General features: G+C 71.3%; 27 protein-coding genes and 1 pseudogene. 14 read left to right on the forward strand and 14 right to left on the reverse strand.

What is annotated here, in order from left to right:
- Positions 1-46 precede the first annotated feature (46 nt).
- The 5 genes from C3486_RS04885 to C3486_RS04905 all read left to right on the forward strand — a co-directional run bounded on the left by C3486_RS04885 (position 47) and on the right by C3486_RS04905 (position 3926).
- Positions 47-706 carry an RDD family protein gene (locus C3486_RS04885; RefSeq protein WP_258052602.1) on the forward strand — a complete coding sequence of 220 codons (660 nt, stop codon included), beginning with the start codon at positions 47-49 and terminating at the stop codon, positions 704-706.
- Positions 707-1005: 299 nt separating this feature from the next.
- Complete coding sequence (locus C3486_RS04890) at positions 1006-1425, forward strand: cupin domain-containing protein (protein WP_103831315.1); 420 nt, start codon at positions 1006-1008, stop codon at positions 1423-1425.
- A gap of 68 nt (positions 1426-1493) precedes the next feature.
- Positions 1494-2243: an SDR family oxidoreductase gene (locus C3486_RS04895; RefSeq protein ID WP_103831316.1), complete on the forward strand. Its 750-nt coding sequence runs from the start codon at positions 1494-1496 to the stop codon at positions 2241-2243.
- Positions 2244-2625: 382 nt separating this feature from the next.
- A complete protein-coding gene (locus tag C3486_RS04900; RefSeq protein ID WP_103831317.1) occupies positions 2626-3144 on the forward strand; it encodes a lytic polysaccharide monooxygenase auxiliary activity family 9 protein in 519 nt (172 codons plus the stop codon).
- A gap of 47 nt (positions 3145-3191) precedes the next feature.
- The gene (locus C3486_RS04905) at positions 3192-3926 is read left to right on the forward strand and encodes a chitinase (protein ID WP_103831318.1); all 735 of its coding nucleotides are present in this window, start codon (positions 3192-3194) and stop codon (positions 3924-3926) included.
- Between the two features lie 38 nt (positions 3927-3964).
- On the opposite strand, the gene C3486_RS04910 is transcribed toward C3486_RS04905, so the two are convergent.
- On the reverse strand, positions 3965-5179 hold the full coding sequence (locus tag C3486_RS04910; RefSeq protein WP_103831319.1) for an amidohydrolase family protein: 1215 nt from the start codon (positions 5177-5179) through the stop codon (positions 3965-3967).
- A gap of 73 nt (positions 5180-5252) precedes the next feature.
- Positions 5253-6644: an MFS transporter gene (locus C3486_RS04915; protein ID WP_103831320.1), complete on the reverse strand. Its 1392-nt coding sequence runs from the start codon at positions 6642-6644 to the stop codon at positions 5253-5255.
- A 177-nt stretch (positions 6645-6821) separates the two neighbouring features.
- Between C3486_RS04915 and C3486_RS04920 the strand changes: the two genes are divergently transcribed.
- From C3486_RS04920 to C3486_RS04945, 6 genes are all read left to right on the forward strand, one after another.
- Positions 6822-7757, forward strand: a complete 936-nt coding sequence (locus C3486_RS04920) for a MurR/RpiR family transcriptional regulator (protein WP_103831321.1) — start codon at positions 6822-6824, stop codon at positions 7755-7757.
- A gap of 27 nt (positions 7758-7784) precedes the next feature.
- Positions 7785-8390 carry a TetR/AcrR family transcriptional regulator gene (locus C3486_RS04925; protein ID WP_103831322.1) on the forward strand — a complete coding sequence of 202 codons (606 nt, stop codon included), beginning with the start codon at positions 7785-7787 and terminating at the stop codon, positions 8388-8390.
- Entirely contained in the window at positions 8387-9397 is a 1011-nt protein-coding gene (locus tag C3486_RS04930) for a DMT family transporter (RefSeq protein ID WP_181138444.1), read from the forward strand. The genes C3486_RS04925 and C3486_RS04930 overlap by 4 nt, the downstream gene beginning before the upstream one ends.
- Positions 9398-9436: 39 nt before the next feature.
- On the forward strand, positions 9437-10702 hold the full coding sequence (locus C3486_RS04935) for a sensor histidine kinase (protein WP_103831427.1): 1266 nt from the start codon (positions 9437-9439) through the stop codon (positions 10700-10702).
- 5 nt (positions 10703-10707) lie between these two features.
- Positions 10708-11355: a response regulator transcription factor gene (locus C3486_RS04940; RefSeq protein WP_103831323.1), complete on the forward strand. Its 648-nt coding sequence runs from the start codon at positions 10708-10710 to the stop codon at positions 11353-11355.
- 134 nt (positions 11356-11489) lie between these two features.
- Positions 11490-12557, forward strand: coding sequence for a hypothetical protein (locus C3486_RS04945; RefSeq protein WP_258052603.1), 1068 nt, complete (start codon positions 11490-11492; stop codon positions 12555-12557).
- A 55-nt stretch (positions 12558-12612) separates the two neighbouring features.
- Here the strand turns inward: C3486_RS04945 and C3486_RS04950 are convergent.
- The 4 genes and pseudogenes from C3486_RS04950 to C3486_RS04965 all read right to left on the reverse strand — a co-directional run.
- A pseudogene (locus C3486_RS04950) lies at positions 12613-13050 on the reverse strand (LysE family translocator); the annotation flags it as partial.
- A 63-nt stretch (positions 13051-13113) separates the two neighbouring features.
- Positions 13114-13929 (reverse strand): SAM-dependent methyltransferase, encoded by an 816-nt coding sequence (locus C3486_RS04955; protein WP_103831324.1) that lies wholly within the window; start codon positions 13927-13929, stop codon positions 13114-13116.
- Between the two features lie 85 nt (positions 13930-14014).
- Complete coding sequence (locus C3486_RS04960) at positions 14015-14263, reverse strand: DUF397 domain-containing protein (RefSeq protein WP_103831325.1); 249 nt, start codon at positions 14261-14263, stop codon at positions 14015-14017.
- Positions 14260-15129, reverse strand: coding sequence for a helix-turn-helix transcriptional regulator (locus C3486_RS04965; protein WP_103831326.1), 870 nt, complete (start codon positions 15127-15129; stop codon positions 14260-14262). Before C3486_RS04965 ends, C3486_RS04960 begins: the two co-directional genes overlap by 4 nt.
- Positions 15130-15461: 332 nt before the next feature.
- Here C3486_RS04965 and C3486_RS04970 point away from each other — a divergent pair, with 332 nt between their 5' ends.
- Together C3486_RS04970 and C3486_RS04975 are read left to right on the forward strand one after the other, a co-directional pair.
- Positions 15462-15908, forward strand: a complete 447-nt coding sequence (locus C3486_RS04970; protein ID WP_103831327.1) for an ATP-binding protein — start codon at positions 15462-15464, stop codon at positions 15906-15908.
- A 281-nt stretch (positions 15909-16189) separates the two neighbouring features.
- A complete protein-coding gene (locus C3486_RS04975; RefSeq protein ID WP_103831328.1) occupies positions 16190-16531 on the forward strand; it encodes a DUF6415 family natural product biosynthesis protein in 342 nt (113 codons plus the stop codon).
- A 138-nt stretch (positions 16532-16669) separates the two neighbouring features.
- Here C3486_RS04975 and C3486_RS04980 read toward each other — a convergent pair whose 3' ends face one another.
- From C3486_RS04980 to C3486_RS05015, 8 genes are all read right to left on the reverse strand, one after another.
- Positions 16670-18037 (reverse strand): MFS transporter, encoded by a 1368-nt coding sequence (locus tag C3486_RS04980; protein WP_103831329.1) that lies wholly within the window; start codon positions 18035-18037, stop codon positions 16670-16672.
- A 75-nt stretch (positions 18038-18112) separates the two neighbouring features.
- Entirely contained in the window at positions 18113-19432 is a 1320-nt protein-coding gene (hisD, locus tag C3486_RS04985; protein WP_258052604.1) for a histidinol dehydrogenase, read from the reverse strand.
- A 252-nt stretch (positions 19433-19684) separates the two neighbouring features.
- On the reverse strand, positions 19685-20668 hold the full coding sequence (locus C3486_RS04990; protein WP_181138445.1) for a LacI family DNA-binding transcriptional regulator: 984 nt from the start codon (positions 20666-20668) through the stop codon (positions 19685-19687).
- Positions 20669-20775: 107 nt separating this feature from the next.
- Positions 20776-21030, reverse strand: a complete 255-nt coding sequence (locus C3486_RS04995; RefSeq protein WP_181138446.1) for a hypothetical protein — start codon at positions 21028-21030, stop codon at positions 20776-20778.
- A gap of 57 nt (positions 21031-21087) precedes the next feature.
- Positions 21088-21327 (reverse strand): DUF5133 domain-containing protein, encoded by a 240-nt coding sequence (locus tag C3486_RS37140; RefSeq protein WP_181138447.1) that lies wholly within the window; start codon positions 21325-21327, stop codon positions 21088-21090.
- A 181-nt stretch (positions 21328-21508) separates the two neighbouring features.
- Positions 21509-21790: a general stress protein gene (locus C3486_RS38730; RefSeq protein WP_103831334.1), complete on the reverse strand. Its 282-nt coding sequence runs from the start codon at positions 21788-21790 to the stop codon at positions 21509-21511.
- A gap of 295 nt (positions 21791-22085) precedes the next feature.
- Positions 22086-22313: a hypothetical protein gene (locus tag C3486_RS05010; RefSeq protein WP_146074959.1), complete on the reverse strand. Its 228-nt coding sequence runs from the start codon at positions 22311-22313 to the stop codon at positions 22086-22088.
- Between the two features lie 50 nt (positions 22314-22363).
- A complete protein-coding gene (locus tag C3486_RS05015; RefSeq protein WP_103831336.1) occupies positions 22364-23848 on the reverse strand; it encodes a GntP family permease in 1485 nt (494 codons plus the stop codon).
- A 510-nt stretch (positions 23849-24358) separates the two neighbouring features.
- On the opposite strand from C3486_RS05015, the gene C3486_RS05020 reads away from it, so the two are divergent.
- Positions 24359-26086, forward strand: a complete 1728-nt coding sequence (locus tag C3486_RS05020; protein ID WP_258052605.1) for a sensor histidine kinase — start codon at positions 24359-24361, stop codon at positions 26084-26086.
- Positions 26087-26150 lie beyond the last annotated feature (64 nt).

Below are 26150 nucleotides of genomic sequence, written 5' to 3' on the forward strand. Positions count from 1 at the left end.
TCGCCAAGCACAGCTTTCCCGCCACGCCATCGAGGAGTGTTGCGCAGTGACCCACCCCGGGCCGCCGCAGTCGCCGTACGGCTACCCGCAGCAGCAACCGCCGACACAGCAGCCGGCCTACGGGTACCCGTCGCAACAGGGCTACGGCTACCCGCCCCAGCAGCCGGGTTACGGTTACCCGCCCCAGCAGCCGGCCGGTATGCCGTACGCCCAGCAGCAGCCCTGGGCGCCGGACGGGGCGCAGCCGCCGTACGCCGGCTGGATGCAGCGCGCGGGTGCCTTCCTCCTGGACGCGCTGATCAACTTCGGGCCGTTCTGGGTGCTGACGGGCATCGGGGCCGGGATCGAGGAGAGCTCCGGCGAGAGCGGCGAAGTACTCGCGAACGTCGTGTCGTGGATCGGTGTCCTCGCGATGATCGCGGCCGTCGTCTACCAGCTCCGCCGCGAGGGCCGGACGGGACAGACCGTGGGCAAGAAGGCCCTCGGCATCCGCGCCGTCCGCGAGCGCGACGGCCGGATGCTCGGCTTCGGCCTGGCCCTCGGCCGCCGGCTGCTCCAGTTCCTCAACTACGCCATCGTCGGTCTCGGCTGGTGGTGGGCCATCTGGGACATCCGGCACCAGACCTTCGCCGACAAGATCGCCAGTGTGATCGTGCTCCGCGCCGACGCACCGCACGCACCGCAGCCCGCGGGCCCCTACCAGTAGCCCGCTCGCCGGAGCCCACCGGCTATGTACGGGTCCCGGCCGCGGCCCGTCGCTCCCCCTTCCCGTCGGGTGGGGGAGCGGCGGGCCGCTTCGTCATTCCGTGCGGGCGGTGCTCGGTCTGCACGGGCAATGTGTCCGGTTCGGCGCTCACCGGGCGCACCGGGGCTTTGAAGAATGGAGGCCCGCTCGCGACGTACGGTCTGTCGATCCATGGCGTTGGGACACGCAACGGCGCGACATGCGACCCCGTACCTCCCCGGGCACGACCGAGGTCATCGGCACCGCAGGAGGAAGCCGCCATGCCCGACACCGGCGCACCGCGCTCGGAAGCCTGGAAGACCGCGCTCACCGTGCTGCAGGAGGCCACGCCGCCCGCGATCCCGGAAGGCACACACGCGATGACCGTCCGGGTGGAGTTCCCGCCCGGTGACCCCGGCACGCCACCGCACCGGCACTCCGGACCGGCCTTCGGCTACGTACTGGAGGGGGAGATGCGCTTCGAGCTGGAAGGACAGCCGGAGCGGATTGTCCGCGCCGGGGAGACGTTCTGGGAGCCCGGCGGGGACGTCATCCACTACCAGGACGGCAACGCCAGCACCGATACGCGCCTGCGTTTCCTCGTCACCATGCTCTGCGTACCGGGGCAGCCCATGCTCGTCCTGGTCGACGACGACGAACTGAAGCAGCGTGCGCACCTGCGCGCGCCCCGCCGGCCCTGAGGCCGCCGTACGGGCACCTCGGCTGCCCGGGAGACCTCCGGACCGTTCCCGGAAAAGGAGTACGTGACGTGCGGATCGTGGTCATCGGAGGCACCGGCCTCATCGGCGGCAAGGTGGTCGGGAAGCTCAACGACCGCGGGCACGAGGCGGTGCCCGCCGCGCCCAGTACGGGCGTCAACACCCTCACCGGCGAGGGCCTCGCCGCGGCGCTGGCCGGCGCCGAGGTGGTGGTGGACGTCAGCAACTCGCCCTCCTTCGAGGACGCGGCGGTGCTGGAGTTCTTCACCACCTCCACCCGCAACCTCCTGGCCGCCGAGGAGGAGGCGGGCGTGTGGCACCACCTGGCGCTGTCGATCGTCGGCGTCGACGGCCTGCCCGGCAACGGCTACTTCCGGGCGAAGGTGGCACAGGAGCGGCTGATCAAGCAGGGGCCGGTGCCGTACTCGATCGTCCGCGCGACGCAGTTCTACGAGTTCGTCAAGGGCATCGCCGACAACGCCACCGACGGCGACACCGTGCGCGTACCGCCCGTGCTCTTCCAGCCCGTGGCGGCCGACGACGTCGCCGAGGCGCTGGCCAGGGCGGCCGTGGAGACCCCGCAGAAGATCATCACCGAGGTGGCCGGGCCCGAGACGTTCCGCTTCGACGAACTCGTCGCCAGGGCGCTGCGTGCCTGGCACGATCCGCGCACGGTCGTCCCCGACCCGCACGCGCGCTACTTCGGGTCCGAGTTGGCGGAGCGCAGCCTCGTCCCCGACGACGGCCGCGCCCGGCCGGGCCGCATCCGCTTCGACGACTGGCTGCGCCGGTCCTCCTGAGTGTCGCCGCCCGCCTCGATTCCTGAGTGACACCGCACCCCGCGGCCCCGCGCCGGTCACACCGCCGCGGGGCCGCGCTGTGCCTTACAGGGGACTGCCGCACGGACGGCCAGTACGCCTCATGGACACCGCCGTGTCCCACCCTTGACACGGCCACGACCGCCGCTTGTATGGTCTAGTCCAACGAACTCGCCGCTTCCGCTTGGAAGTTGATCCGCGTGGGAGTGGTCCTGCCCTGAGAAGGCGGTCCCGCCCCGCGCGGACGGCGGGAGCGCGTCACCTTCGCGCCTCTTGGCCCCACCCGTGAGAGGCCGCCCCCTCGCATGCGTCCCCCCACACGGCCGTGCGTACCCGGGACGGCCTGATGTGAAGGAGTACCGCCATGCGTACCATCAGGAAGACGGCTGCCCTCGTCGGCGCCGCCCTCGCCCCCGTGCTCGCCCTGACCCTCCCCGCCGGCCCGGCGAGCGCCCACGGATACATCTCCGATCCGCCCAGCCGCCAGGCGCAGTGCGCCGCCGGCACGGTGTCCTGCGGGGACATCACGTACGAACCGCAGAGCGTCGAGGGCCCCAAGGGGCTGACCAGCTGCAGCGGCGGCAACAGCCGCTTCGCCGAACTGGACGACGACAGCAAGGGCTGGACCGTCACGCCGGTGCCGAAGAACACGACGTTCTCCTGGAAGCTCACCGCGCGCCACGCCACCAGCACCTGGGAGTACTACGTCGGCGGCAAGCGGATCGCCCTCTTCGACGACGGCGGCGCCAAGCCTGGCGAGGTCGTGAACCACCAGGTCGACTTCGGCGGCCTCACCGGCAAGCAGAAGGTGCTGGCCGTCTGGAACGTGGCCGACACCAGCAACGCCTTCTACGCCTGCATCGACGTCAACGTCGGCGGCTGACGCACCGTCCGGTCCCCCACCCCCCTCATCCCTCAGGAGTCGACACTGTGCACCGCCGCATACTCGGACTGCTGACCGCCACCGGCGCGGCCGTCGCCCTCTGCACCCTGACGCTCGCCCCGACCGCCTCGGCCCAGAAGGCCGCCAAGGACACGGCGGCCGCCGGATTCGTGGTCAGCGAGGCGCAGTTCAACCAGATGTTCCCGAACCGGAACTCCTTCTACACGTACAACGGCCTCACCGCGGCCCTCAGCGCGTACCCCGGCTTCAGCAACACCGGCAGTGACACGGTGAAGAAGCAGGAGGCCGCCGCCTTCCTCGCCAACGTCAGCCACGAGACGGGCGGGCTCGTCCACGTCGTCGAGCAGAACCAGGCCAACTATCCGCACTACTGCGACACCACCCAGCCGTACGGCTGCCCGGCCGGCAACGACAAGTACTACGGCCGCGGCCCCATCCAGCTGAGCTGGAACTTCAACTACAAGGCGGCGGGCGACGCGCTCGGCATCGACCTGCTCAACAACCCCGACCTCGTGCAGAACGACGCGGCCGTCTCCTGGAAGACCGGCCTGTGGTACTGGAACACCCAGAAGGGGCCCGGCACCATGACGCCGCACGACGCCATGGTGAACGGCGCCGGGTTCGGCGAGACCATCCGCGCCATCAACGGCAGCCTGGAGTGCAACGGCGGCAACCCGGGGCAGGTGCAGAGCCGGATCGACAACTACCAGCGCTTCACCCAGATCCTCGGCGTCGAACCCGGCGGCAACCTCAGCTGCTGAGTCGAGCCCCTGCCCGGCACCGGTCACCGGCCGGCCCCTCAGCCGGTGACCACCTCGCCGCCCTGCACGACGTACCGGATGTGCTGGGGGTCGGCGAGGGCGCCGATGTCGGCCAGCGGGTCGCCGTCGAGCACGACGAGGTCGGCGTGGGCGCCCGGTTCGAGGGTGCCGATCTCCCCGGTCATGTTGACGAGGGCGGCCGCGTTCACCGTGGCCGCCCGGACGACCTCGATCGGGTCCTGGACCTCGCGGCGCAGCCGGAACTCCTCGTTCTGGTGCCGGTGCATGCCGCCGAGCAGGTCGGTCCCGTACACCAGATTCACGCCGCCGCGTGCGGCACGTTCGAGGGCGGCGAGGCCGGCGCCCAGCACCTCGTCCACCTTGCGCCAGCTGGCCTCCGGCAGACCGTGCGCCCTGCCTTCCTCCTTGAGCGCCCAGTACGTGACCAGGGTCGGCACGAGGTACGCGTCGTGCTCCCGCAGCAGTTCCACACTGCGGTCGTCGAGCAGATTGCCGTGTTCGATGGAGCGGACGCCTGCTTCGAGGGCGCGGTTGACGGCCCGCGCGGTGTAGGCGTGGGCCGCCACGTAGCGGTTGGCGGCGTGTGCCTCGTCCACGACAGCGCGCAGTTCGTCGTCGGAGTACTGGGTGGAGTCGATGCGGTCGGTGGGCGAGGCGACACCGCCGGAGGCCATGACCTTGATGTGGTGGGCGCCCTTGCGGAGCTCGTCGCGCGCGGCGGCCCGTACCGCGTCGACGCCGTCCGCGATCCGGCCGAGGCCGGCGCAGCAGGGGTGGTCGTCGTGCCGGTGCGTACCGCGGCCCCGGACGTCACCGTGCCCGCCGGTCTGGCTCAACGCCCGCCCGCAGAACAGCAGTCGGGGTCCGCGGATGAGCCCTTCGGCCTGCGCGTCGGCCAGTCCGTAGTCGGCTCCGGAGGCGTCCCGGACCGTGGTGAAGCCGCGGTCCAGCATCTGCCCCATGGTGCGTGCGCTGTGCGCCGCCACGTAGGAGGGTGCCAGCTCGGGCAGTTGGCCCAGGCCCGCGGTGAGCGCGGTGACGTGTACGTGCGCGTCGATCAGGCCGGGCAGTACGAAGGCCCCGTTCAGGTCGAGCGTCCGGGCGTCGGGTGCCGTCAGCCCGCGTCCGGTCTCCACGATCCGCCCGTCGGCGCAGCGGAGGTCACCCTCCGTGTACTCGCCGCTGACCACGTCGAGCAGGGTGGCGTTGCGCAGCAGCAGGGAATCGGTCATGCCTGGCCTCCGGACTGGTGAGAAAGGGGGGCGGGGGAGTGCGGGGTGAGCGAGGTGGGCCGGACGGCAGTGGTCACGTCGCCATTTCCTTGGCCGTTTCGGTGGGTTCGCCGCCTTCGGTGAGGTCCTCCAGCGAACGGCCCGCCGTGGACAGGCCGAAGACGACCACGCACACCACTCCGAGGACGAGTACCGCGGTGGTCAGCCCGAACACGCCGGCGAAGCCGAGGGAGGCGGCGGAGAGGCCGATGATCGTGGGCGCGAGGATGCTGCCGATGCGGCCGAAGGCGCTGGACAGGCCGGTTCCGCTGGCCCGGATCCAGGTCGGGAAGACCTCGGGGGTGTACGAGTACACGCCCGCGTAGGTGCCGTTGAGGAAGAACGACAGCACGGCACCCGCGAGCGTGATCATCACCGGATCGCTCATCCGGCTCAGCCAGAACGCGCTGAGGGCCGACCCCGCCAGGTACAGCGCGATGGTGTTCTTGCGGTCCAGCCGCTCCGACAGCCACGCGGCCGAGAAGTACCCGGGGACCTGCGCCAGGTAGATGATGAGCGAGAACTCGAAGCTCTTGGTCACCGTGATGCCGCGCTGCACGAGCAGCGTCGGGATCCAGGAGAAGAACCCGTAGTACGAGAAGGTGACCACGAACCAGATCAGCCAGATGATGGCCGTGCGCCGCGCCATCGCGGGGCTCCACAGGAACCTCAGTGCGCTGAGCAGATTGACCTTGGGGGTGACCGTGGCGGGTCCGGCCGCGGCCTCGGGAACCGGCGGCAGCGGCCGGCCGGTGGCGGTCTCCACCCTGCGCTCCAGATCGGCGACGACCTCCTCGGCCTCCGCGTGGCGGCCGTGCGTCAGCAGGAAGCGCGGCGACTCGGGCAGGGAGCGCCGCCACCACAGCAGCAGCACGATCGGCAGCGCGGTGATGACCTGCGCGACGCGCCACCCCTCGGGCACGGTCGGTACGACGAACCGGCCCAGCAGCGCGGCGGCGACGAAGCCGAACGAGAAGAACCCGGCCAGCGCGCCCACGAACCAGCCCCGCCGCTTCGCCGGGACGAACTCCGAGAGGAACGGCGCGATGATCGCGCTCTCGGCGCCCGCTCCCGCGCCGGCGAGGACCCGGGCCGGCAGGAAGACCTCGTAGTTGGGGGCGAACGCGGCGGCGACCGAGAACACCGCGTAGAAGGCCAGCGCGTACATCATGACCTTCTTGCGGCCGATGCGGTCGCCCAGCAGGCCGGCGATCACCGCGCCGAACAGGAAACCGAAGGGCGCCGCCGAGCCGATCAGCCCGAGACGGCCGTTGTCGAGGCCCCAGGCCGCCTGCGCGCTCGGCAGCAGGAAGGCGACCACGGCCGAGTCCATGCCGTCGAAGGTGTAGCCGAGGCCGCCGATCAACAACAGGGCGTAGTGCGGACGGCTCAGCGGGAGCCGGTCCAGTCGTGCCAACAGCGTCATGCCGCACCTTCCCGGTGGCCAGCAGTGAGGAGAACGGAGAGCAGTGAGGAGAAATGGAGAGCAGCGACGAGCAGTGGTGGAGACGGCCAGCAAAGTAACCCCCGATTTCTTGATTCTGCAATAGCCTTTGCAGAAGGAGGATCGCGCTAGCGTGTCGTCCGACCTTGGGAGGGACATGTGACGAAGCGGGCCGCCACCACAGATGCCGCCGCACAGCGGGAAGCGGACGGGTTCGAGGAGTGGCTGCGGGGGCACGTGCCCGAGCGGGGGCTGAGCCCCAAGGCCGCCGCCGTACTGGAAGTGCTGCTGTCGCAGCCGCGGCGGGCCTCGTACGCCTCGACCGTGGAACTCGCGCAGCTCGCGGGCATCAACGTCGCCACGGTGACGCGGACCGCGCAGGCCCTGGGCTTCGCCGGGTGGCCGGCGCTCCAGCAGGAGCTGCGTGCCCGCTATCTGTCCTCGCTCAGTGCGCCCCAGGTGGCCGCCGAGCACCGCGGCGTCGATTCGCCGGCCTCGGCCTCCCTCCGGCGCGACCTGGACAGCCTCGCCCTGCTCGACCGGCGCTTCGACGAAGAGGCCGTCCGCACCATCGCGGATGCCGTCGCCGCTGCCCGCCGTACGGTGGTGATCGCGGACGGCAGTTACGCCGCGGTGGGCACGGCTCTGTCGCACAACGCCCGCATCGCCGGCTACGACGTGGTGTCGGTGACCCACGGGGACGCCGAACTCGCCAACACCATGGCGTGGTTGGGCGAGGAGGACGTGCTCATCGCCATCAGCTTCTGGCGGCTCTACGAGAGTACGGTCATCGCCGCCGACGAGGCGCGGGCCCGGGGCGCCCGGGTGTTCGCGATCACCGACGCGGCGAGTCCGGCCCTGGCCGAGGCGGCCGAACAGGTGCTGATCGTGCCCGCCGAAGGCGTGGCCTTCTTCCCCTCGCTCACCGCGGGCATGGCCGTCGTCCAGGCCCTGGTCGCGCAGCTCGCCGCGGTCGATCCGGCACGTACCGGCGCGGCCGTCGAGCGCGCCGAGACGCAGTGGGGCCGCTTCGGCCTCCTGCACCGCCGCCCCGCACCGGCAGCCACCGAACCCGACGGTGGTTATAGTAGGTAGCCCGATCTACCTACTTAAGGGAGTGCGATGGCCGCCACCGAGCGAGGGGCCGCGGGACCCACCAGACGGCGGGTGGCCCGGGAGCGGCTGCTGGCCGCCGCGGCACGCCGCTTCTACGCCGACGGCGTCGCGGCGACCGGCATCGACACGATCACGGCCGAGGCAGGCGTGGCCCGCAAGAGCCTGTACAACAACTTCGCCTCCAAGGCCGACCTGGTGCGGGCCTACCTGGAGGCGCGGCACGAGGAGTGGCTGGGCCTGTACCGCCGCCGCCTGGCGCGGGCCGAGGGTCCGCGCGAGGGCGTGCTCGCGGTGTTCGACGCCTACGCCGATCATGCGGCGGACGTCTACGAGCAGGGGTTCCGCGGCTGCGGCCTGCTGAACGCGGCCGCCGAGCTGCCCGCGGGTGACGAGGGGCGGGCCATGGTGCGCCGCCACAAGGAGGAGGTCGAGGGCCTGCTCGCCGGCCACCTCGAAGCACTGCTGCCCGGCCGGCCCGAGGACGCCCGGGCGACGGCGGAGCAGTTGGCGTTCCTGCTGGAAGGCGCGATGGCGCGGGCAGGTCTGGAGGGCGACGACACGCGCATCCAGCACGCCCGCGCGATGGCCGCCGGCCTCCTGGACCGGCTGTGAGCCGGCCCGCGGGACACCCGGCCCGCTCGGTGGGTGCGGGTTCGCTCTGCGTCCTCGCGGCGTCCGTACTGTGGGGCACCACCGGGACCGCGGCGACCTTCGCCCCTGCGGTGGGCCCGCTGGCGATCGGCGCCGTGGCGATGGGGCTGGGCGGACTGCTCCAGGCCCTGCTCGCCGCACCCCAAATGGCCCGCCAAGCACGCCAGTTGGGTACGCAGCGCGGTACCGTGCTGCTGGGCGCGGTCGCGGTGGCGGTCTACCCCCTGGCGTTCTACAGCTCGATGCATCTGGCCGGCGTGGCCGTCGGCACGGTGGTGTCCATCGGTACGGCTCCGCTGGCGTCGGCCCTGATCGAGCGCGTCGCCGACCGGCGACGGCTCACCCGCCGCTGGAAGCTGGGCGCGGCCCTCGGCGTGCTGGGCACGGTACTCCTGTGCGTGGCGGAAGCGGCCCGGGCACACGACACCCCGCACACCGTCTCCACGGGTGCCACCGTGCTCGGCGTGGGGCTGGGCCTGGTCGCCGCGGCGACCTACGCGCTGTACTCCTGGGCAGCACACCGGCTGATCAGCCACGGAACCGGCTCCCGCGCGGCGATGGGCGCGGTCTTCGGGCTGGGCGGGCTGCTGCTCGTGCCCGTCCTGCTCGCCACCGGCGCGCCGCTCCTCAGCTCCGGAACCAACGCGGCCGTGGGCGCGTACATGGCGCTGGTCCCCATGTTCGCCGGATACCTCCTCTTCGGCTGGGGCCTGGCGCACGTCCCGGCGAGTACGGCGACCACGCTGTCCCTGCTCGAACCGGCCGTCGCGGCCGTACTCGCCGTGCTGGTCGTCGGCGAACGCCTCCCCGCCGTCGGCTGGGCCGGCATCGCCTTGGTCGTCGGCTGCCTGGCCGTCCTCACCGCACCGACGGCACAGACCGCACGCGCCCGGCGGCCCCGGCCGCGGGCGACCGGCAGCGAAACAACGCCGAACCTGCCCGAACCGAGCCGGGCCGAGCCGAGCTGAACCGGCCGAAGCCCGGCGCGGACTCTTATCGTGAGCACCGTGGAGCACAGGGAAGACGTGCGCAGGGCCGTACCGGGCCGGGTACCGCGATGGCTGCTGCCCGGTGAATTCCTGGCCGGTGGCGACGGTACGCCCGCCCGCCGCACCCCGCGGGACTGGACGGCCGACGCCGTGACCTTCGGCGTCGCGGTGCTGCTGGGCCTCGTGGCCAGCGGCATCGTCCAGCGGTACGACCACCCGCCGGACTGGCAGATCGCGCTCGACCTGCTGCTGGGCGCGCCGGCCTGTCTGTCGTTGTGGTGGCGCCGGAGGCACCCCCTGCTGGTCGCGCTGCTCGCGCTGCCCGCGGTGGCCGTCTCCAGCAGTGCGCTCCCCGCGGTCTTCGTCCTCACCGCGAACCTGGCGCTGCGGCTGCCCTGGCGGCGTTCGCTCCTCGTGCTCGGCCTCTACGTGGCGGCGAGCCTGCTCGGCACCCTGCTCCTCCAGGGATTCGACGCCGACGGTGTGTCCGGTGTGGCCTTCGCGCTCGCGTACTACCTGACCGCCTTCGCGTGCGGCAGCACACTGCGGGCCCGGCGGCTGTGGGTGCTCGCGGTACGCCGGGAGGCCGACCTGGAACGCGCGGCCCACGCCCGGCGGCTCGCCGACACCCGCCGCACCGAGCGCGAGGCCATCGCCCGGGAGATGCACGACGTACTGGCCCACCGCATCTCCCTGCTGTCGGTGCACGCCGGTGCGCTGGCCTACCGGGCCGAGCAGTCAGCAGCCGGCCGCGGACCCGGTCTCGACGGCACCGAGATCTCCGAGAGCGCACGGGTCATCCGCGACAACGCCCACCAGGCACTCGGCGAGTTGCACGACGTCCTGCGCGTCCTGCGCACCGACGACGGCGAACGCACCACCCCGCAGCCGCTCCTGGCCGGCCTGCCCGAGCTCGTCGTGGAGGCCGGGGCAGCGGGGCAGACGGTGGAGTTCCACGACGGCCTCGGCACCGACGCGCAACCGCCGCGGCCACAGCTGCAGCGTACGGTGTACCGGGTGGTCCAGGAGGGCCTGACCAACGCGCGCAAACACGCCCCGGGAGCCAAGGTGACCGTACGGCTGGCCGGCAGGCCGGGCTCGGACCTCACGATCGAGATCGCCAACCAGGTGCCCACCGGCGCGCCCGCACCGGACATCCCGGGGACCGGCGCCGGCCTCACCGGGCTGGCCGAGCGGGTACGGCTCGACGGCGGCCGGCTGTCACACGGCACGGCCGACGGGACCTTCACACTGCGGGCCGCCCTGCCCTGGGCCGCGGAGTGACGGCGATGATCCGGGTGCTGCTGGTCGACGACGATCCGCTGGTTCGGGCCGGGCTGAGGATGATGCTGCGCGGCGCGGGCGACATCGAGGTCGTCGGCGAGGTCGCCGACGGCGAGGGCGTGGCCGACGCCGTCCGGCGGCACACCCCCGACGTCGTGCTGATGGACATCCGGATGCCGGTCATGGACGGGCTCGCCGCGACCCGCACGGTGGCACGCGGCGACCGCGCGCCGCAGGTGATCGTGCTGACCACCTTCGACGCGGACGGCCTGATCCTGGGCGCGATGCGGGCCGGGGCCGCGGGCTACCTGCTCAAACACACCGAACCCGAGGAGATCGTCGAGGCGGTGCGCCGCGCGGCGCGCGGTGAGCCGGTGCTCTCCCCGGCGGCGGCACGCACCCTGATCGAGCATGCCGCGACCGGTGCCGGCAGCCGTACCGAGCAGGCGCGGCGCACACTGGCCGCGCTCTCCGATCGGGAACGCGAGATCGCCGCCGCGGTGGCCGAAGGGCTGTCCAACGCCGAGATCGGGCAGCGGCTGCACCTCTCCACCGGCACCGTCAAGGCCCACCTGTCGAGCGCGCTGACCAAGCTGGACCTGGACAACCGCATCCAGCTGGCCCTGCTGGCCCACGACGCACAGGGCGAATGACCGGGGCGCTGCGGGGCGGGCGGCGTGGTGGCCGCCGGGTCGGACGCCCGGCCGGGTGAGTCCTGGCCAGGTGGCCTGCGGGCCTGGCCGGTCGGCCGATGCGGCGGGTGCGGCGCGTTCCTAGCATCGGAGAAATGAACCACGTACGCAGGACCCCGCACCGGTGGCGGTCGGTCATCGCCCTGCTCCTGCTGGCCCCGCTGGTGGGCGAGTTCCTGCTGGGCAACGCGCCGGTCACCGCGCTCGGCTCGCTGCCCCTCCTCGTTCCCCTGTACGGCTGCGGGGCCCTGCTCGTCCGGGAGGCCGCACGGCACACCGGACGTGGCCGGCCGACGATGCTGCTGCTCGGTGCGGCCTACGGGCTGTTCGAGGAGGGCCCGGTCGACCAGATGCTGTGGAACCCCCACTACGGCGGCTTTGACTTCGGCCTGCTCTACGCAGGAACACACCTACCCGTGCTCGGCACCAGCGTCGCCCTGCTGCAGGACGTGGTGTCGATGCACATGGTCTGGAGCATCTGCGTGCCGATCGCCCTCGTCGAAGCCTTCAGCCGGGACCAGCGGCGGCCCTGGCTCGGCCGGCCGGGCCTGAGCGTCACCGCATTGGTGTTCGTGACGGGCTCACTCTTCCTGGCCGCCTCGCAGTACACCGACAACGGCCGCTTCATGGCCTCGGCGTGGCAGTGGGCCGTGGGCGCCGTCATGATCGCCGCGCTGATCCTCACCGCCTTCGCCGCCTTCGGGCCCGGCCGGAACCCGCAGCCGACCATCCGTACCACTGATGCCACCGCCCCTCGCCCATGGCGGACGGGCTGTGCCGCCTTCGCCCTGACCAGCGCCTACTGGGCGGGTCAGCAACTCCTGCGGGACCACATCCCGGACTGGGCCGTGGTGGCTTTCTGGTTCGCACTGGCCGCCCTCGCCACGGCCCTCGGGGTGCGCTGGTCGCGGCGTCATGGCTGGGGAGCCGCACACCACGTCGCCGTGGCCGTAGGCGCTCTGCTGACGTACGTCTGGGTGGGCGTCGTCCACGCGGCGGAGATGGGCCTCCCGCCGGTCATCGGCCTGGCCGGCAACGTCCTCTTCGGAGCCGGCGCGCTCGCCCTGGCCGTGTCGGCCGCCCGCGCGGTACGGCGACACCGCCCGGACACCGCACCGGACGAAGCGCCACCCACCGCGAGCACGACGACCGCGCACGGGTGACGACGGGGCCGGGGGAGTGGGGCGCCTGACGAGCCGTCACCTCGCTGTCGCCTCCGTCGCTCCGGCCCGTCGCCGCCACCGTCACGCCCAGGCCGATCATCGCGAAACCGCCGGCCCCGCCGATCAGCGACAGGCGCCGGTCGGACCGCGCGAACCAGGCCCGGGCGGCCGACGCGCCCAGCCCCCACAGCGTGTCCGTGACCAGCCCGATGGCGACCGGGACCAGACCCAGCACCATCATCTGTACGGGGACGCGGCCCGCGGCGTGGTCGACGAACTGCGGCAGCACCGCCGCGAAGAAGACGAGCCCCTTCGGATTGGTGACGCCCACGAACGCGCCGCCCAGCACCGTACGCAGATCACCACGCCGCTCGGCGGACACCGGTGCCGCCATGTCCGCCGCGCGCAGCTCCTTGCGGTGCCGGAACGCCTGTACGCCCAGGTGCACGAGGTACGCCGCACCGGCCTGCTTCACGCCCAGGAACACTGCCACTGGGCCCGGGGACCGCGATGGCCGGCAGCGACATCGCAGCGAGCGCGAGGACGCGCTCCGGTGTCACGGCTTGATGCCCACGCCCGCCCAGAGGCTGACTTCCGCGTCGGTGGGGAGCGCGCCGCCGTCCGTCTCGGCGGGACGCCAGCGGTGTCCGATGGTCACACCGGGGTCGAGGAGTTCGAGCCCGTCGAAGAAGCGCGTGACCGCCTCACGGGAGCGGAACTGCACGGGCGTGCCGGCGTTGGTGTAGATCTCGGTGACCTTTTCCCAGGTGGACGGGTCGAAGTCCGGTGTGCAGTGGCTGAGCGCCAGCGCGCTGCCCGAGGGGAAGATGTCGAGCAGCCGGTTGACGATGCCGTACGGGTCGTGCGCGTCGGTGATGAAGTGCATCAGCGCGTTCAGGGACAGCGCCACCGGCTGGTCCAGGTCCAGGACCTCCCGCAGCGCCGGCGAATCCAGGATCGTCTCGGGGTCGTTGACGTCCGCCTCGATGTAGGTGGTACGGCCCTGCGGCGTGCTCCGCATCAGACGCTCGGCGTACTTGAGGACGAGGGGGTCGTTGTCCGCGTAGACGACCCGCGCTTCGGGGACAACGGACTGGGCGACCTGGTGCAGGTTCGGCTCGGTGGGGATGCCGGTGCCGATGTCCAGCCACTGGCGGATGCCGTGCTCCGCCGCGAGGACGCGGGTGGCGCGGTGCATGAACGCACGGTTCTCACGAGCACAGACGAAGATGCCGGGGTAGGCCGATGCGACGTTCTCGGCGGCCTGCTTGTCGATCTCGTAGTGGTCCTTGCCGCCGAGATAGTAGTCGTACATGCGAGCGGAATGCGGCCTGCTGGTGTCGATACCCCGAGCGGCTCCGGTCTTGCTCATATTCTCCCCTTCAGCGGTGTGTTGCGGCAATCCGGGTTGCACCACAGCCCGTGCCGTCCTGCCAAGCCCCCGTTCACGTCGTGGGTCACGCGACCGTCAAGTGGTCCGCGAGGCCTTTCTTGACACCCACGACGAACGCCTTGATTTCGTCGACCGTGTAGATCAGCGCGGGTCCCGCCGGATCCGTCGACTGCCGGAGCGCGACGCGGCCGTCGGCGAGCCGCTTCGTCTCCACGCACTGCCCCCCGTTGGGGCCGCTCCACGGGCACTCCCAGCCGTGTTCTCCCAGGTCGGAGGCCGGCATCCCGTTGTAGACACTGAAGTGAGCGGTCATGAGTACTCCTTGCGCATGCGGTTCAAGAGCGCCTTGCTGTCCGCGGAAGAGGTCATCAGCGACATCCGGTTGTGTGCTTCCAGATGGGCGACGACGTCCGAGCGCTGGTCCAGGTACATCGAGGCGGACAGGATCTCGCTGTAGACGACATCCGGCAGCTCGGGCTCCTCGAACCGGAAATAAGTGAAGGGAGCGCACGCGCCGACGTGTGCACCTGCGGTGAAGGGCACGATGTCCAGGCTGACGTGGTCCAGTTCCGAGACTTCGAGCAGTCGGTCTATCTGCTCGCGCATGATTTCGGGGCCGCCGACCACACGGTGCAGCACGGCCTCTTCCATGACGACCCAGAGAGTGGGTGCGTCCGGCTTCTCCAGCAGGCTCTGGCGGCGCAGCCGCAGGTGCACCCGCCGTTCGAGGTCTTCATCCGTGTCCTGGGGGAAGCCCCCGCTCAGTACGGCGCGTGCGTACCCGTAGGTCTGCAGCAGGCCCGTGACGTAGTGCGGTTCGTAGGTGCGCAGGGTCTTGGCGCCGGTCTCCAGGCTGACGAACGCGGTGAACCAGCTGGGCAGCACGTCACGGTAGGCATGCCACCAGCCGGGCTCGTTGGCGCGTTCCGCGAGGGTGACGAACTCCTCGGTCTCCTGGGCGTCGCGCCCGTAGGTCGCCAGGAGCTTCTCCACGTACAGGGGTTTGAGCGCGACCTCCGCCTTTTCCAGGCGGCGGATCGTCAGCGGTGTGACGCGCAGCGCCTTCGCGGCGTCCTCCAGCGACACGCCCGCGTTCTGACGCATGTCGTGCAGCCGGCGGCCGAGGATCATGCGAAGAACGGTGGGTGCATTGCTGCCGGCGCCCGAACGCTCGCTCACGCCCTACCTCCTGTGATCTGTGGAACCAGTACGAGTGTGACGGCTGAAGCTTGATGACGCCAGGATGACGACTGCTTCCTGAAATTATCAGGGAGTCGGTTGCAACGTGAACTGACCTGGCGTCATAGTTATTTGTGCGGCGGCACTACCGGGAACGGTTCGCGTCGTTGCGCCAGCATGCCTTGCGAACAGCGAAGTTGAGGTTCTCGAGGTGATTACCGACGGCTGCTGGCCTGCGGTGGGGTGAGATCCGCACGGGCCTCTGCGGTCGGCCGTGGTTACCGTCCGTCAGCCTCTCCGCCGCGACCGTCCTCCGATGGAAGGCGATCACAGTGTCCCCCCACGCCACCCCCGCCCCCCAGCTCGTAGACGCCGGCCTGCGTCAGGCGCACTGGGTCGAACTCCCCACGAGCCGGGCCAATGTGAAAATCGTGCGCCGCATCGTGGGGGAGCGGTTGAGGAGTTGGCACGTTTCCGAAGAAGTGTGCGATGACGCGCTGCTGTTGACGTCCGAATTGGTGACGAACGTCGTCATACACGCGCGCGGAACCAGATTCTTGTGCGGTTTCGGCCTCGTCGCCGACGGCCGGCTCCGCATCGAGGTGCACGACCAGGGATCGGTGCGCGGGGGGCCGATCCGCCGCTCGGCAGGGCCCGATTGCGAGAGCGGCCGCGGCCTGTACCTCGTCCAGGAACTGGCAGCCGACTGGGGAACCGTCCCTTCGGCCCGCACCGGCGGCAACATGGTGTGGGCCACGCTGCGCACAGCCGCCTTCTGACGCCCGCGAACCGCCCTCTTCCGAAGGAGGTCGACCCCGATGCCCTTGTCAGCCGCACCGCGTGAACGGCTGGCATACCCGTTCGACGGCCGAACGAGTCGCCGCGACCAGTGTGAGGTGGAGGCCACCCCCATGCCGCTTCAGCAGCACGGTCGAACCCGGGGATATCCCGCTGTTCGAGCATCATGCGCAAAGCATCCGGGTAACGTCCGCTTCATGACCGGCCACCCGCTATTTCCCTGGTATCTTCCGCGTCTCTGCAAGAACGATTTTCCCACGTCATGACAGCTCCCATCAGAGAGACCGACGTCCGCGTCATCGCGGAGAACGTCGCCCGCGGCCTCGGCAAGAAGGACATCTCCGAGGACATCGACCGGGTCACACTCGACATCCGGCTGCGGGACCACATCGCCTACCTCGTGCCGCAGCTCCGCCGGAAGATCGACGGCCTCTGGCGCGGCAGCCCCGAATGGTCACTCATGGCCTGCCAGCTCGATGTGATCAAACGACGCGTCGCCGCTCCGACCCCCGCCGGCGACCGGGCGATCCGCCTGACGGTGATGCAACTCGCCCAGGACTGCGCCTGGTTGCTCGAACAGTGCGGGAAGGGCGAGCGGAGCTGAGCCGTCGGCGGCTGCCGGCATCGCCCGGCTCGTCACCGGCCGGTCGGCCCGTAAGGAGATACGACGGCGCCGCCCACCCGATCCTGGTGGTCCAGGGCCGGACAGGCGGCGCGGTATCGGCGGCCGGGCGTACGCGGCTCAGCGAGGGAGGGGTGACGGCGCGTCAGCACCCTCGGCGCGCTCGGGTGCGGTGCCGATCTCGTCCAGTTCGCGGTCGCGGTGGTCGGGCGCGAAGGCGATCGCCGCCATCGCGATGAGCGTGGTCACGATCGCGAAGGCGATGACCATCCACAGGCTGCCGCCGGCCCACATGACCATCGCACTGGCCAGCGCCGGGGTGAAGCTCGCGAGCAGGATCGATGCCATCTGGTACCCGATCGAGATGCCCGAGAACCGCACGGCGGTGGGGAACATCTCGCAGTACAGCGCGGGCAGCGGAGCGTAGACCATGGCATGACCGAGGGCGAGGAACAGCACCACGCCCGCCACGATCGCCCACAGCTGTCCGGTGTGCACCAGCGCGAAGACCGGCCAGGTGGTGACCACGATCAGCGCTCCGCCGGCGAGGAAGGTGCGTACTCTGCCGATACGGTCGGACAGCGCGCCGAACACCGGGATCATCACGATGTTCACCGCCGCACCGATCATCGACGCCGTCAGTCCGTAGCCCTTCGGCACGCCGAGCGTGGAGGTGACGTACGACAGGATGAACGTGGTGAAGAGGTAGTAGTTCCCGGCCTCGGCGAACCGGCCGAAGATGGTGATCAGCAGTGGCCTGCGGTGGTCGCGGAACACGACAGCGGCGGGCGCCTTGCGGTCTTCGAGCTCGGCGTCCATCTTGGCCTTCTCGGCGAGGAAGGCCGGGCTCTCGGTGGCACGCAGCCGGATGAAGAAGCCGACGGACGCGAGCAGGAAGCTGAGCAGGAACGGCACCCGCCAGCCCCACTCGTCGAAGGCGCCGCCCGAGATCCACGACGCGAACGACACCGCGGCCGTACCCAGCAGGAGCCCCGCCGAGACCCCGATCTGCGGCCAGGAACCGAAGTACCCGCGCCGGGCCCGCGGTGCGTTCTCCACCGCCACGACGGCCGCCCCGCCCCACTCGCCGCCGACCGCGAAGCCCTGTGCCAGCCGCAGCACGCACAGCAGCAGCGGTGCCGCCACGCCGATGCTGTGGTAGGTCGGCATGACGCCGATCGCCGTGGTGGCCACCGTCATGATCGAGAACGTGAGGATCAGTGTGGACTTGCGTCCGATCCGGTCCCCGAGGTGCCCGGCCACGAACGCGCCGATCGGGCGGGCCAGGAAGCCCACGCCGAACGAGGCGAGCGAGACGATCTGACCGATGCCGGGGGAGAGGTTCGGGAAGAACAACTGCCCGAACACCAGCGCGGCGGTGACTCCGTAGACCGTGTACTCGTACCACTCGACGATCGCGCCGATGGTGCCGGACTGCAGTGAGCGACGGCGGACCTGATCCGGCGTCAGGGTGGCGGCGGTGGCCATGGGATCTCCGTTGATCGGGGGTGGGGCGGGGCGGCGGCCGTCGGGCGGCCGTACGCGGTCGGGCGTCGGCGGCGGTCAGGCGTTGGCGGCCTCGAAGTGGCCGGTCCAGGACAGCGGGACGCCGGCGTACTTGGCCGCCCGAACGTCACCGGAACGCGCGTGGCCCTCGAACAGTTCGACACGCGCCGCCCGTCCGCACAGCACCCCGAGGTCGGCCGACGACTGCTGGTCGCGCACCTCCTGGTAGGTGACGGTGCGCAGGTACATGCCCACCCACAGGCCGCCGGTGTACCGCGCAGCGCCACGCGTCGGCAGCACGTGGTTGGTGCCGATCACCTTGTCACCGTACGAGACGCAGGTGCCCTCGCCGAGGAACAGCGCACCGTAGGCGTGCATCCTGTCCAGCGCCTCGCGCGGGTGCTCGGTGAGGATCTGCACGTGCTCGTAGGCGAACTCGTCGGCGACGCGGTACGCCTCGTCCAGGTCGTCGGCCAGGATGATCTGACCGTGGTCCCGCCAGGCCGGGCCCGCGATGTCACCGGTCGGCATGCCGGGCAGGATCTCGTCGATGTGCCGCGCGGCCTCGGTGGCGACGCGCTCGCTGGTGGTCACCAGCACGGCGGGGGAGTCGGGGCCGTGCTCGGCCTGCGAGAGCAGGTCGACGGCGACGACGAACGGGTCGGCGGTGTCGTCGGCGACGATCAGGATCTCGGTGGGACCGGCGAACAGGTCGATGCCGACCTCGCCGAACAACTGCCGCTTGGCCTCGGCCACATAGGCGTTGCCCGGGCCGGCCAGCATGTTGACCGGCGCGATCGTCTCCGTGCCGACACTCATCGCGGCGATCGCCTGGACGCCGCCGAGGAGGTAGATCTCGTCCGCGCCGGCGAAGTGCATCGCGGCGACGGTCGCGGCGGGGATCTCGCCGCGGATCGGCGGGGTGCAGGCGACCACGCGGGGTACGCCGGCGGCCTTGGCGGTCACGATCGTCATGTGGGCCGAGGCGGTCAGGGGGTAGCGGCCGCCGGGGATGTAGGCGCCGACGGACTGGATCGGCACGTGACGGTGGCCGAGGAAGACGCCGGGCGCGGTCTCGATCTCGATCTCCGACAGCGACTCGCGCTGCGCCTCGGCGAAGCGGCGGACGTTGGCCTGGACCGTCTTGATGTCCTCGATGACCTGCGGGTCGAGCGAGCCGATGATCTCGGCGAGCTGTTCCTCGCCGAGCCGGAAGGACTCCGGCTCCCAGCGGTCGAAGCGCGCCGACAGCTCGCGGACGGCGGCATCGCCGCGCCCCCGGACGTCGGCGATCAGCTCGCGGACGGCCTGCCCGACCGTGTCGTTGCCGGAAGGGGCGGTGGTCGCGGTGGTGGCGGCCTTGATGGTGCGGGACACGCCCAGCTCCTTTGCTCGTGTTGGATACGTATCCATTGGATGCGTATCCAAAGAATGCGAGACGGACCGTGAGGCGGTCAAGGGGTATGTGCCGGGGTTCTCGGGCGGAGAGGGGTGCGTGTCCGCATCGCGGGACGGGCGGGGAGTGTGTCCCGGTTTCGGGGCGTGCGGGCGCGGCGGCCCGTACCGGGTGCCTCGGGGAGGAATGCAGTGGTGTGTCCGCTGCTGAGCCGGTGAGGCGGACGTGCGGGCTCAGGCCGGGGCTGTGGTGGTGCGGCCGACGAACTCCACCGGCAGCACCTCGTGGCGGGGCGGCGCGTCCGGATCGGCCAGCCGCTCCAGCAGCAGTTCCACGCCGACCTGCGCGATCCGCTCCAGTGGCTGACGCACCGTCGTCAGGTCGATGCGCTCCCACGCCGACAGTGGTACGTCGTCGCAGCCCACCACGCTCAGCTCACGCGGTACCGACACGCCCGCCGCGGCGGCCGCGTTGAGGGCCGCGTACGCCATGACGTCGTTCTGGCAGAACAGTGCCGTGGGCGGTTCGGTGTCGGCGAGCAGTGTGCGCACCGCGTCGTAGGCGGTGCCGTAGTCGTACGCGCCGTCCACCTCCGTGAGGGCGACGGCCTCTCCGGTCCGTGCCTCGGCGGCGCGCACTCCTTCGCGGAAACCGCGGCCGCGCTGTTCCGCGGTACTCGCGCCGGCCAGGCCGCACACCATCGCCATGCGGCGGTGTCCCAGCTCCAGCAGGTGGTCGGCCGCCAGCCGGCCGGCGGTGACGTTGTCGGCCTCCACCTGGTCGACCGGGAAACCTTCCAGGGTGCGGTGACACAACACCACGGGAATGCCGTGTCCCCGGATGCGGTGTGCCAGCGGCTCGTCCTGCACGGCCGAGGTGAACACGACTCCGTCCACGCCCTCGCGCCGCAGCAACGCCAGGCCCTCGTCGGCCGTCATCACGTCCGTGACCAGCGACAGCCGCAGGCCCTGCCCGTGCAGCACCCGCTCCATCGCCTTGACCATCACCGGATAGAAGGGGTTCGTCAGGTCCCGGATGACCACACCGATGAGCCCCGAGCGGGCACCCACCAGACTGCGGGCCGCCTGGCTGGGCTGGAAGTCGTACTTGGCGACCACCTCCAGCACCCGGCGGCGGGTCTCGTCGGACACGCTCCCGCCGTTGAGGACGCGGGACACGGTCGACTGGGCCACACCCGCCTCACGGGCGATCTGCACGCTCGTGACGGTCGGCCGCCGTGCCATGGTTCGCTTCCCCTCCGGATGGTGTCGGAGCAAGAATACCGGGCGGCGCGGCGGCCATGCGCGGCGGACGACGCCGCCTCTCACTGCCCCGTTCGCCGCAGGGTTTCGGCTCTGCGCATGTCACCGGGCAGGGCACTGAGCCGCGGTGGTGTCCTCGAGGCGTCCAGCACCACCGCGCGCAGCCGGTCGCCGACCGAGACATGAGGCACGTCGGACCACCACGACGGCAGTTTCGCCTGGTCGATGAAGCCCTCGTCGCCGTCGGCATCGACCAGGACTCCGACGGGAGCCACCGCCGTCACGGTGACGCGGCACTCCTGATGATCGGTCAGCATGAGGACACCTTGCCTCATGCGGGCGCCGCTGGGGGCAAGAGATGCCGAAGCCGGGGTTCACACCTGGCAGGGGTGTTCCACGGACGCCGTGCACGGGGTCGCGTGCTGCTGCACGATGCGGTCCGCGGCCGCCAGCGCCTCGTCGAGGCGGGCGCATCCGGTGGCCGCGCACAGTGCGGAGGAGGCGGCCGTGAGCTCGGCGCGGTGCTCGGGAGTGGGTTTCTCCTCCTGGGCCAGCCGGGCCGTTGCGTACCGGGCCAGCAACTGCCGCACGGTGGCGTGATGCGACGTCAGCAACAGGCGTCCTTTCGTTGTGCGGAGCGGGAACGAGCCGTGAGGCTTCGTTGTGCGGGGGCGCGAGAGGTGGGACTTCGTTGTGCGGGGGAGCGAGTCATGAGACGTCGTTGTGTGGGGGGCGAGCCGTGGGGCCCGGCAGGTACGTGCCTGCCGGGCCCCATCGACGTTCGGCAGCGGAGTGTTACCGCCGGCCGCCCTTCTGGCCGGCCTCGGACGCGCGCTCGCGGTCGTTGGCGAAGTTGCCGCCGCTTTCCTGGCCGCCCTTCTGGCCGGCCTCAGAGGCACGTTCGCGGTCGTTGGCGAAGTTGCCGCCGCTTTCCTGGCCGCCCTTCTGGCCGGCTTCGGAGGCGCGCTGCGGGTCGTTGGCGAAGTTGCCGCCGCTCTCGTGGCCGCCCTTCTGGCCGGCCTCAGCCGCGCGCTCGCGGTCGTCGGCGAAGTTGCCCGAGTTGTTGGTCGCAGCCATGAGGAGCTACCTCCATCTCGTCGTGCGTAGTGCCTTACGTCGCGGCGAGTGCCCGGGCTGCTCGACCTCATGCACCCTGTTCAGGCCAGAAGTGTGAACTCGTCCTGAGAGGGCGTGACCAGTGCGGTGTGGTGCGGTGCCGCGTGCGGTGTGGCCACCGGTTCCGGTATGCGTACGCGGCATGGCGGGCGCCGCCCGACGGCCGCCGGTGTGTCGGGACCGCCAGACACAGTGCGTCGCGGCGTCAGTGCGTTGCGACTGTCAGTGTGTCGCGGACGTGAGTGTGTCCCGCCGGTCAGTGTGTCGTGAGCGTGCCGCTGCCGGTGCCGCCGATGCCGAGGATGCGCAGTGTGTTGGCGGGCACGGCGGACAGCACGATCTCCGCGCCCGCTGTCAGCGCGTGGTTGCGCGCGGTGAGCAGGGCGGTGTTCAGCGTGGTCAGCGCGGCGACAGGTTCTGCGAGGCATGCTCGGTCCGTGCCGGTGGCCGCGCTGCATGCCTGCGGCCCGGACGGCATGCCCACGGCCCGGGCGGTATGCCCCCGCCCGGGCCGCGCGAAGACCACTGTTCGGGTCAGACGAACGCGGAGAGGAGCAGGGCCATCAGCAGACCGCAGACACTGACCAGTGTCTGGATCATGGTGTGCGACTTCGTCGCCTGGCCGAGGGTCATGCCGAAGGACTCCTTGACCAGCCAGAAACCCGCGTGGTTCACGTAGTTCAGGCCGATCGAGCCGGCGCCGATCGCCACGACGAGCAGCGAGGTCTCGATGCTGCCCGTGTGCTGTGCCATCGGTGCCAGGATGCCGGTCGCCGCCACGATGCCCACGGTCGCTGAGCCCGTGGTGAACGACAGCACCAGGGCCAGGAGCCAGCCCAGGACGAGCAGGTTCAGGTGCGCGCCGGAGGCGACGGACTCGATGGCCTTGCCGATGCCGGAGTCCTCCAGTACCTGGTTGAACGTGCCGCCACCGGCGATGATCAGCAGGATGCTCGCCACGGATTTGATGCTGTCGGTGAGTGCCTGCCGGGTGGCCTCCGGCGATGTACCGCGGCGGTATCCGAGTACGAACAGCGCGAAGAGGAAGCCGGCGAACATCGCGATCACCGGCTCGCCCACGAAGTCCAGCACGTGACGGAGCGCGCCGGACTCGCCGAGGGTGAGTTCGCCGAGCGTGCGGAGCAGCATCAGGACGGCCGGCAGGAGCACGGCCGCCAGCGCCCGGCCGACGGGGACGCCGGTCCGCGGGGAGGAGGACTGCTCGGAGCGGGTGGGGGACTGCTCGGAGCGGGCGGGTGCGGAGGTGGCCCCGCTCGCGGACTGCCCATCGGTACGCGCGGCCCGCTCGTCGCCGTCCGCGGCCTGTCGTCCGCCGGCGAACTGGGCGACCAGCTCCCGGTCCGGGTACACCGCCAGGCGCGGTGCGATCCACCGTCCGTACACCGGGCCCGCCAGGACGACGGTCGGTACCGCGCACACGAGGCCGACGAGGATGGTCGTACCGAGGCCGGCGTGCAGGCCCTCCACGGCGATCAGCGGGCCCGGGTGCGGCGGCACCATCCCGTGCAGTGTGGCGAGGGCCGCGATGGCCGGGGTGGCCAGCAGTACGTAGGGCGAGCCGGTGTGCTTCCCGCTGTCGCGCAGCCGCTGGGCCACGCTGAAGATGAGCGGCAGCAGCACGATGAGCCCGATCTCGAAGAACATCGGGATGCCGATGACGAACGCGGCGCCCGCCATGTACCAGGGGAGCGCGCGCTCGCCCGCGCGGTCGATGATGGCCCGGGCGATCCGGTCCGTCGCGCCCGAGCCCGCGAGCAGTTTGCCGAGCATCGCGCCGAAGGCGAGGGTGATGCCGACGTCGCCGAGGATGCCGCCGGCGCCCTTCTCGATGGACTCGGCGATCTGCTCGGTGGACTCGCCGGACACCACGGCCACCACGATGGAGACCAGCATCAGCGCGATGAACGGGTGGAACTTCAGCCGGGAATTGATCAGCACGATCAGGGCCGCGATGGCACCTGCCAGCGTGATCAGCAGCGTCCAGGTATGCGTCGTCACCTTCTCTGCGCCCCCTCGGCGTGGGCGCGTACAGCGCTCGCGCGCGGCTCTGCGCGGCGTGTGGTCATTCGCTTCTCCAGCTGATCGCGGCTCGGTCGGACCTGCGGGAAGCTATCCGCAGCCCGGAGCGGCGCTCCAGCATTCGTGCACAACCCGCGATAGCCGCGTTCTGCGACTTCTGCTCATTGTGTGCACACGCCGTCCGCATGCCACCGACGGCAGCCCGTGGTGCCGTCCGCCGTGCCACCGACGGCAGCCCGTGGTGTCGCCCGCCGCGTCACTGGCAGGAATCCGTGATGCCGCCCACCGTCCCCCCAGCGACAGCCCGCCGCGCCAACCGGTGGGAGCCCGCGCCCCTCGGACGTGCGCGTTCCGCTCGCGTCTACCGTGGGCCCTGTGAAGCCCTACCCGTCCCGCCGCACCCGCCTCCGGCCCAGGTCAGCCGTGCCGGGTCCCGGTCGCAGGAGACCGCGCGTACGGCTGCGGACCCGGACGCTGCTCCTGCAGTGCGTGATCGTCGTGGCCGTGCTCGTCTCGGCCTTCGGCGCCTTCGCGTACGACACCGACCAGCGGCTCGTCCACGAGTACCAGCAGCGCGCCCTCGCCATCTCCCGTACCGTCGCCTCGGAGCCTGCCGTGCGCGCCGCGGCCGCCCGCTACTCCGCGGCCAACGACCGCCCGGGACACGGTGCCGCGCACGAAAGCAGCACGGCGCTCGCCGCCACCGCGGTACGACGGCGGGCCGAGACCGTCAGGAAGGAAACCGGCTCGCTGTTCGTCGTGGTCACCGACGACCGGGGCATCCGGCTGGCCCACCCCGACGTCTCCCAGCTGGGCAAGAAGGTCAGCACCGACCCCAGCCGGGCGCTCTCCGGGCACGAAGAACTCGCCCTGCACCGTGCGCACTTGGGCGAGGAGGTGGTCGCCAAGGTGCCGGTACGCGCGCCCGGCTCGGACCGCGTCGTCGGCGAGGCGAACGTCGGCGTCTCGGCGGCGGCCGTCCGCGCCCAGGCCGCACGGGTGCTGTGGGGCGGGGTCGGCTGGCTGGTGGCCGCGCTGCTGCTGGGCATCGGTGCCTCGGTACTCCTGGCCCGGCGCTGGAAGCGGCTCACCCTCGGCCTGGAACCCGAAGAGCTCGCGGGCCTGGTCCAGGAGCAGGAGGCGGTGGTGCACGGCATCGGCGAGGGCGTGCTCGCCGTCGACGGCCACGGTCGGGTGACCGTCGCCAACGACGAGGTGCGCCGCCTGCTGGGCACGCCGGCCGAGCCGGGCACCCCACTCGACGCGCTGGGCCTGACCCCGCGCGTCCGGGAAGTGGTCGGCGCGGCCGAGGGACGGCCCGTCATGGCCGGGGTGGGGAAGCGGGTGCTGGTGGTGTCGGCCCGCCGGGTCGAGCGGGACGGCCTCGACCTCGGCACACTGCTGACCGTCAAGGACCGCACCGACGTGGAGTCCCTCACGCGCCAGCTCGACGCCGTACAGACGATGAGCTCCGCGCTGCGCGCCCAGCGGCACGAGTTCGCCAACCGTCTGCACGTCCTCTCCGGGCTGCTGCACCAGGGACACACCGAGCAGGCGGCGGACTACATCGACACCCTGCTCGGTACGGCCGGCACCCTGCCCGGTACCGGTGGCGGCGATCCGTCGGCAGCGTCCGGCGCCGCGCTGCCCGGCCTGGAGACGGTCAAGGACCCGTACCTGAGCGCCATCCTGTCGGCGAAGGCGGCGCAGGCGCGCGAACTCGGGGTGACCCTGCTGCTCGGCGGCGCCACCTGGGTCGACGCGCCGGTGACGGCACGCGTCGATGTCACCACGGTGCTCGGCAACCTGATCGACAATGCCCTGGACGCCGCCCGTGACGGGACCCGCCGTCCGCCGCGTGTCGAGGTGGAGCTGATGGCGGTGGAGTCGGACCTGCACCTCACGGTGGCGGACAGCGGCGACGGCGTACCGGCCGGGCTGGCCGACACCCTGTTCGAGGAGGGGGTTTCCACGAAGGACCATGCGTCGGCGCCGGGCGGACGGGGCGTGGGCCTCTCCCTCATCCGGCGCATCGCCCGGGGCCGCGGCGGGGACATCCGCCTCACCGACCCCGGAGGACCGCCCGCCGACCCCACCGGGCCCGGGACCGGCGCCGATTCCGCGGAACCGTTCGGCGAGTCCGACCGGGTCACCGGCGGCGCCGTCTTCGTGGCCCGACTGCCCAACGTCGTACGCAACCCCGACACCACACCGTGAAAGACCAGGAATGCCCGACCATCACGAACGACGCGAAGACGGTGCAGGACTTGAGTCGCCCTCA

Source organism: Streptomyces sp. Ru73 (genome assembly GCF_002920575.1).
Taxonomy (GTDB): Bacteria; Actinomycetota; Actinomycetes; order Streptomycetales; family Streptomycetaceae; genus Streptomyces.

What these genes read in the sequence shown, in the direction of transcription:
- C3486_RS04960 (WP_103831325.1), bottom strand. Translation starts at nt 14,263, where the DNA reads ATGACCGCTCACTTCAGTGTCTACAACGGGATGCCGGCCTCCGACCTG.
- C3486_RS04995 (WP_181138446.1), bottom strand. Translation starts at nt 21,030, where the DNA reads ATGCTGACCGATCATCAGGAGTGCCGCGTCACCGTGACGGCGGTGGCT.
- C3486_RS04915 (WP_103831320.1), bottom strand. Translation starts at nt 6,644, where the DNA reads ATGACGCTGTTGGCACGACTGGACCGGCTCCCGCTGAGCCGTCCGCAC.
- C3486_RS04980 (WP_103831329.1), bottom strand. Translation starts at nt 18,037, where the DNA reads ATGGCCACCGCCGCCACCCTGACGCCGGATCAGGTCCGCCGTCGCTCA.
- C3486_RS04975 (WP_103831328.1), top strand. Translation starts at nt 16,190, where the DNA reads ATGACAGCTCCCATCAGAGAGACCGACGTCCGCGTCATCGCGGAGAAC.
- C3486_RS04925 (WP_103831322.1), top strand. Translation starts at nt 7,785, where the DNA reads ATGGCCGCCACCGAGCGAGGGGCCGCGGGACCCACCAGACGGCGGGTG.
- C3486_RS04910 (WP_103831319.1), bottom strand. Translation starts at nt 5,179, where the DNA reads ATGACCGATTCCCTGCTGCTGCGCAACGCCACCCTGCTCGACGTGGTC.
- C3486_RS04900 (WP_103831317.1), top strand. Translation starts at nt 2,626, where the DNA reads ATGCGTACCATCAGGAAGACGGCTGCCCTCGTCGGCGCCGCCCTCGCC.
- C3486_RS04955 (WP_103831324.1), bottom strand. Translation starts at nt 13,929, where the DNA reads ATGAGCAAGACCGGAGCCGCTCGGGGTATCGACACCAGCAGGCCGCAT.
- C3486_RS04890 (WP_103831315.1), top strand. Translation starts at nt 1,006, where the DNA reads ATGCCCGACACCGGCGCACCGCGCTCGGAAGCCTGGAAGACCGCGCTC.
- C3486_RS04945 (WP_258052603.1), top strand. Translation starts at nt 11,490, where the DNA reads ATGAACCACGTACGCAGGACCCCGCACCGGTGGCGGTCGGTCATCGCC.
- C3486_RS04940 (WP_103831323.1), top strand. Translation starts at nt 10,708, where the DNA reads ATGATCCGGGTGCTGCTGGTCGACGACGATCCGCTGGTTCGGGCCGGG.
- C3486_RS38730 (WP_103831334.1), bottom strand. Translation starts at nt 21,790, where the DNA reads ATGGCTGCGACCAACAACTCGGGCAACTTCGCCGACGACCGCGAGCGC.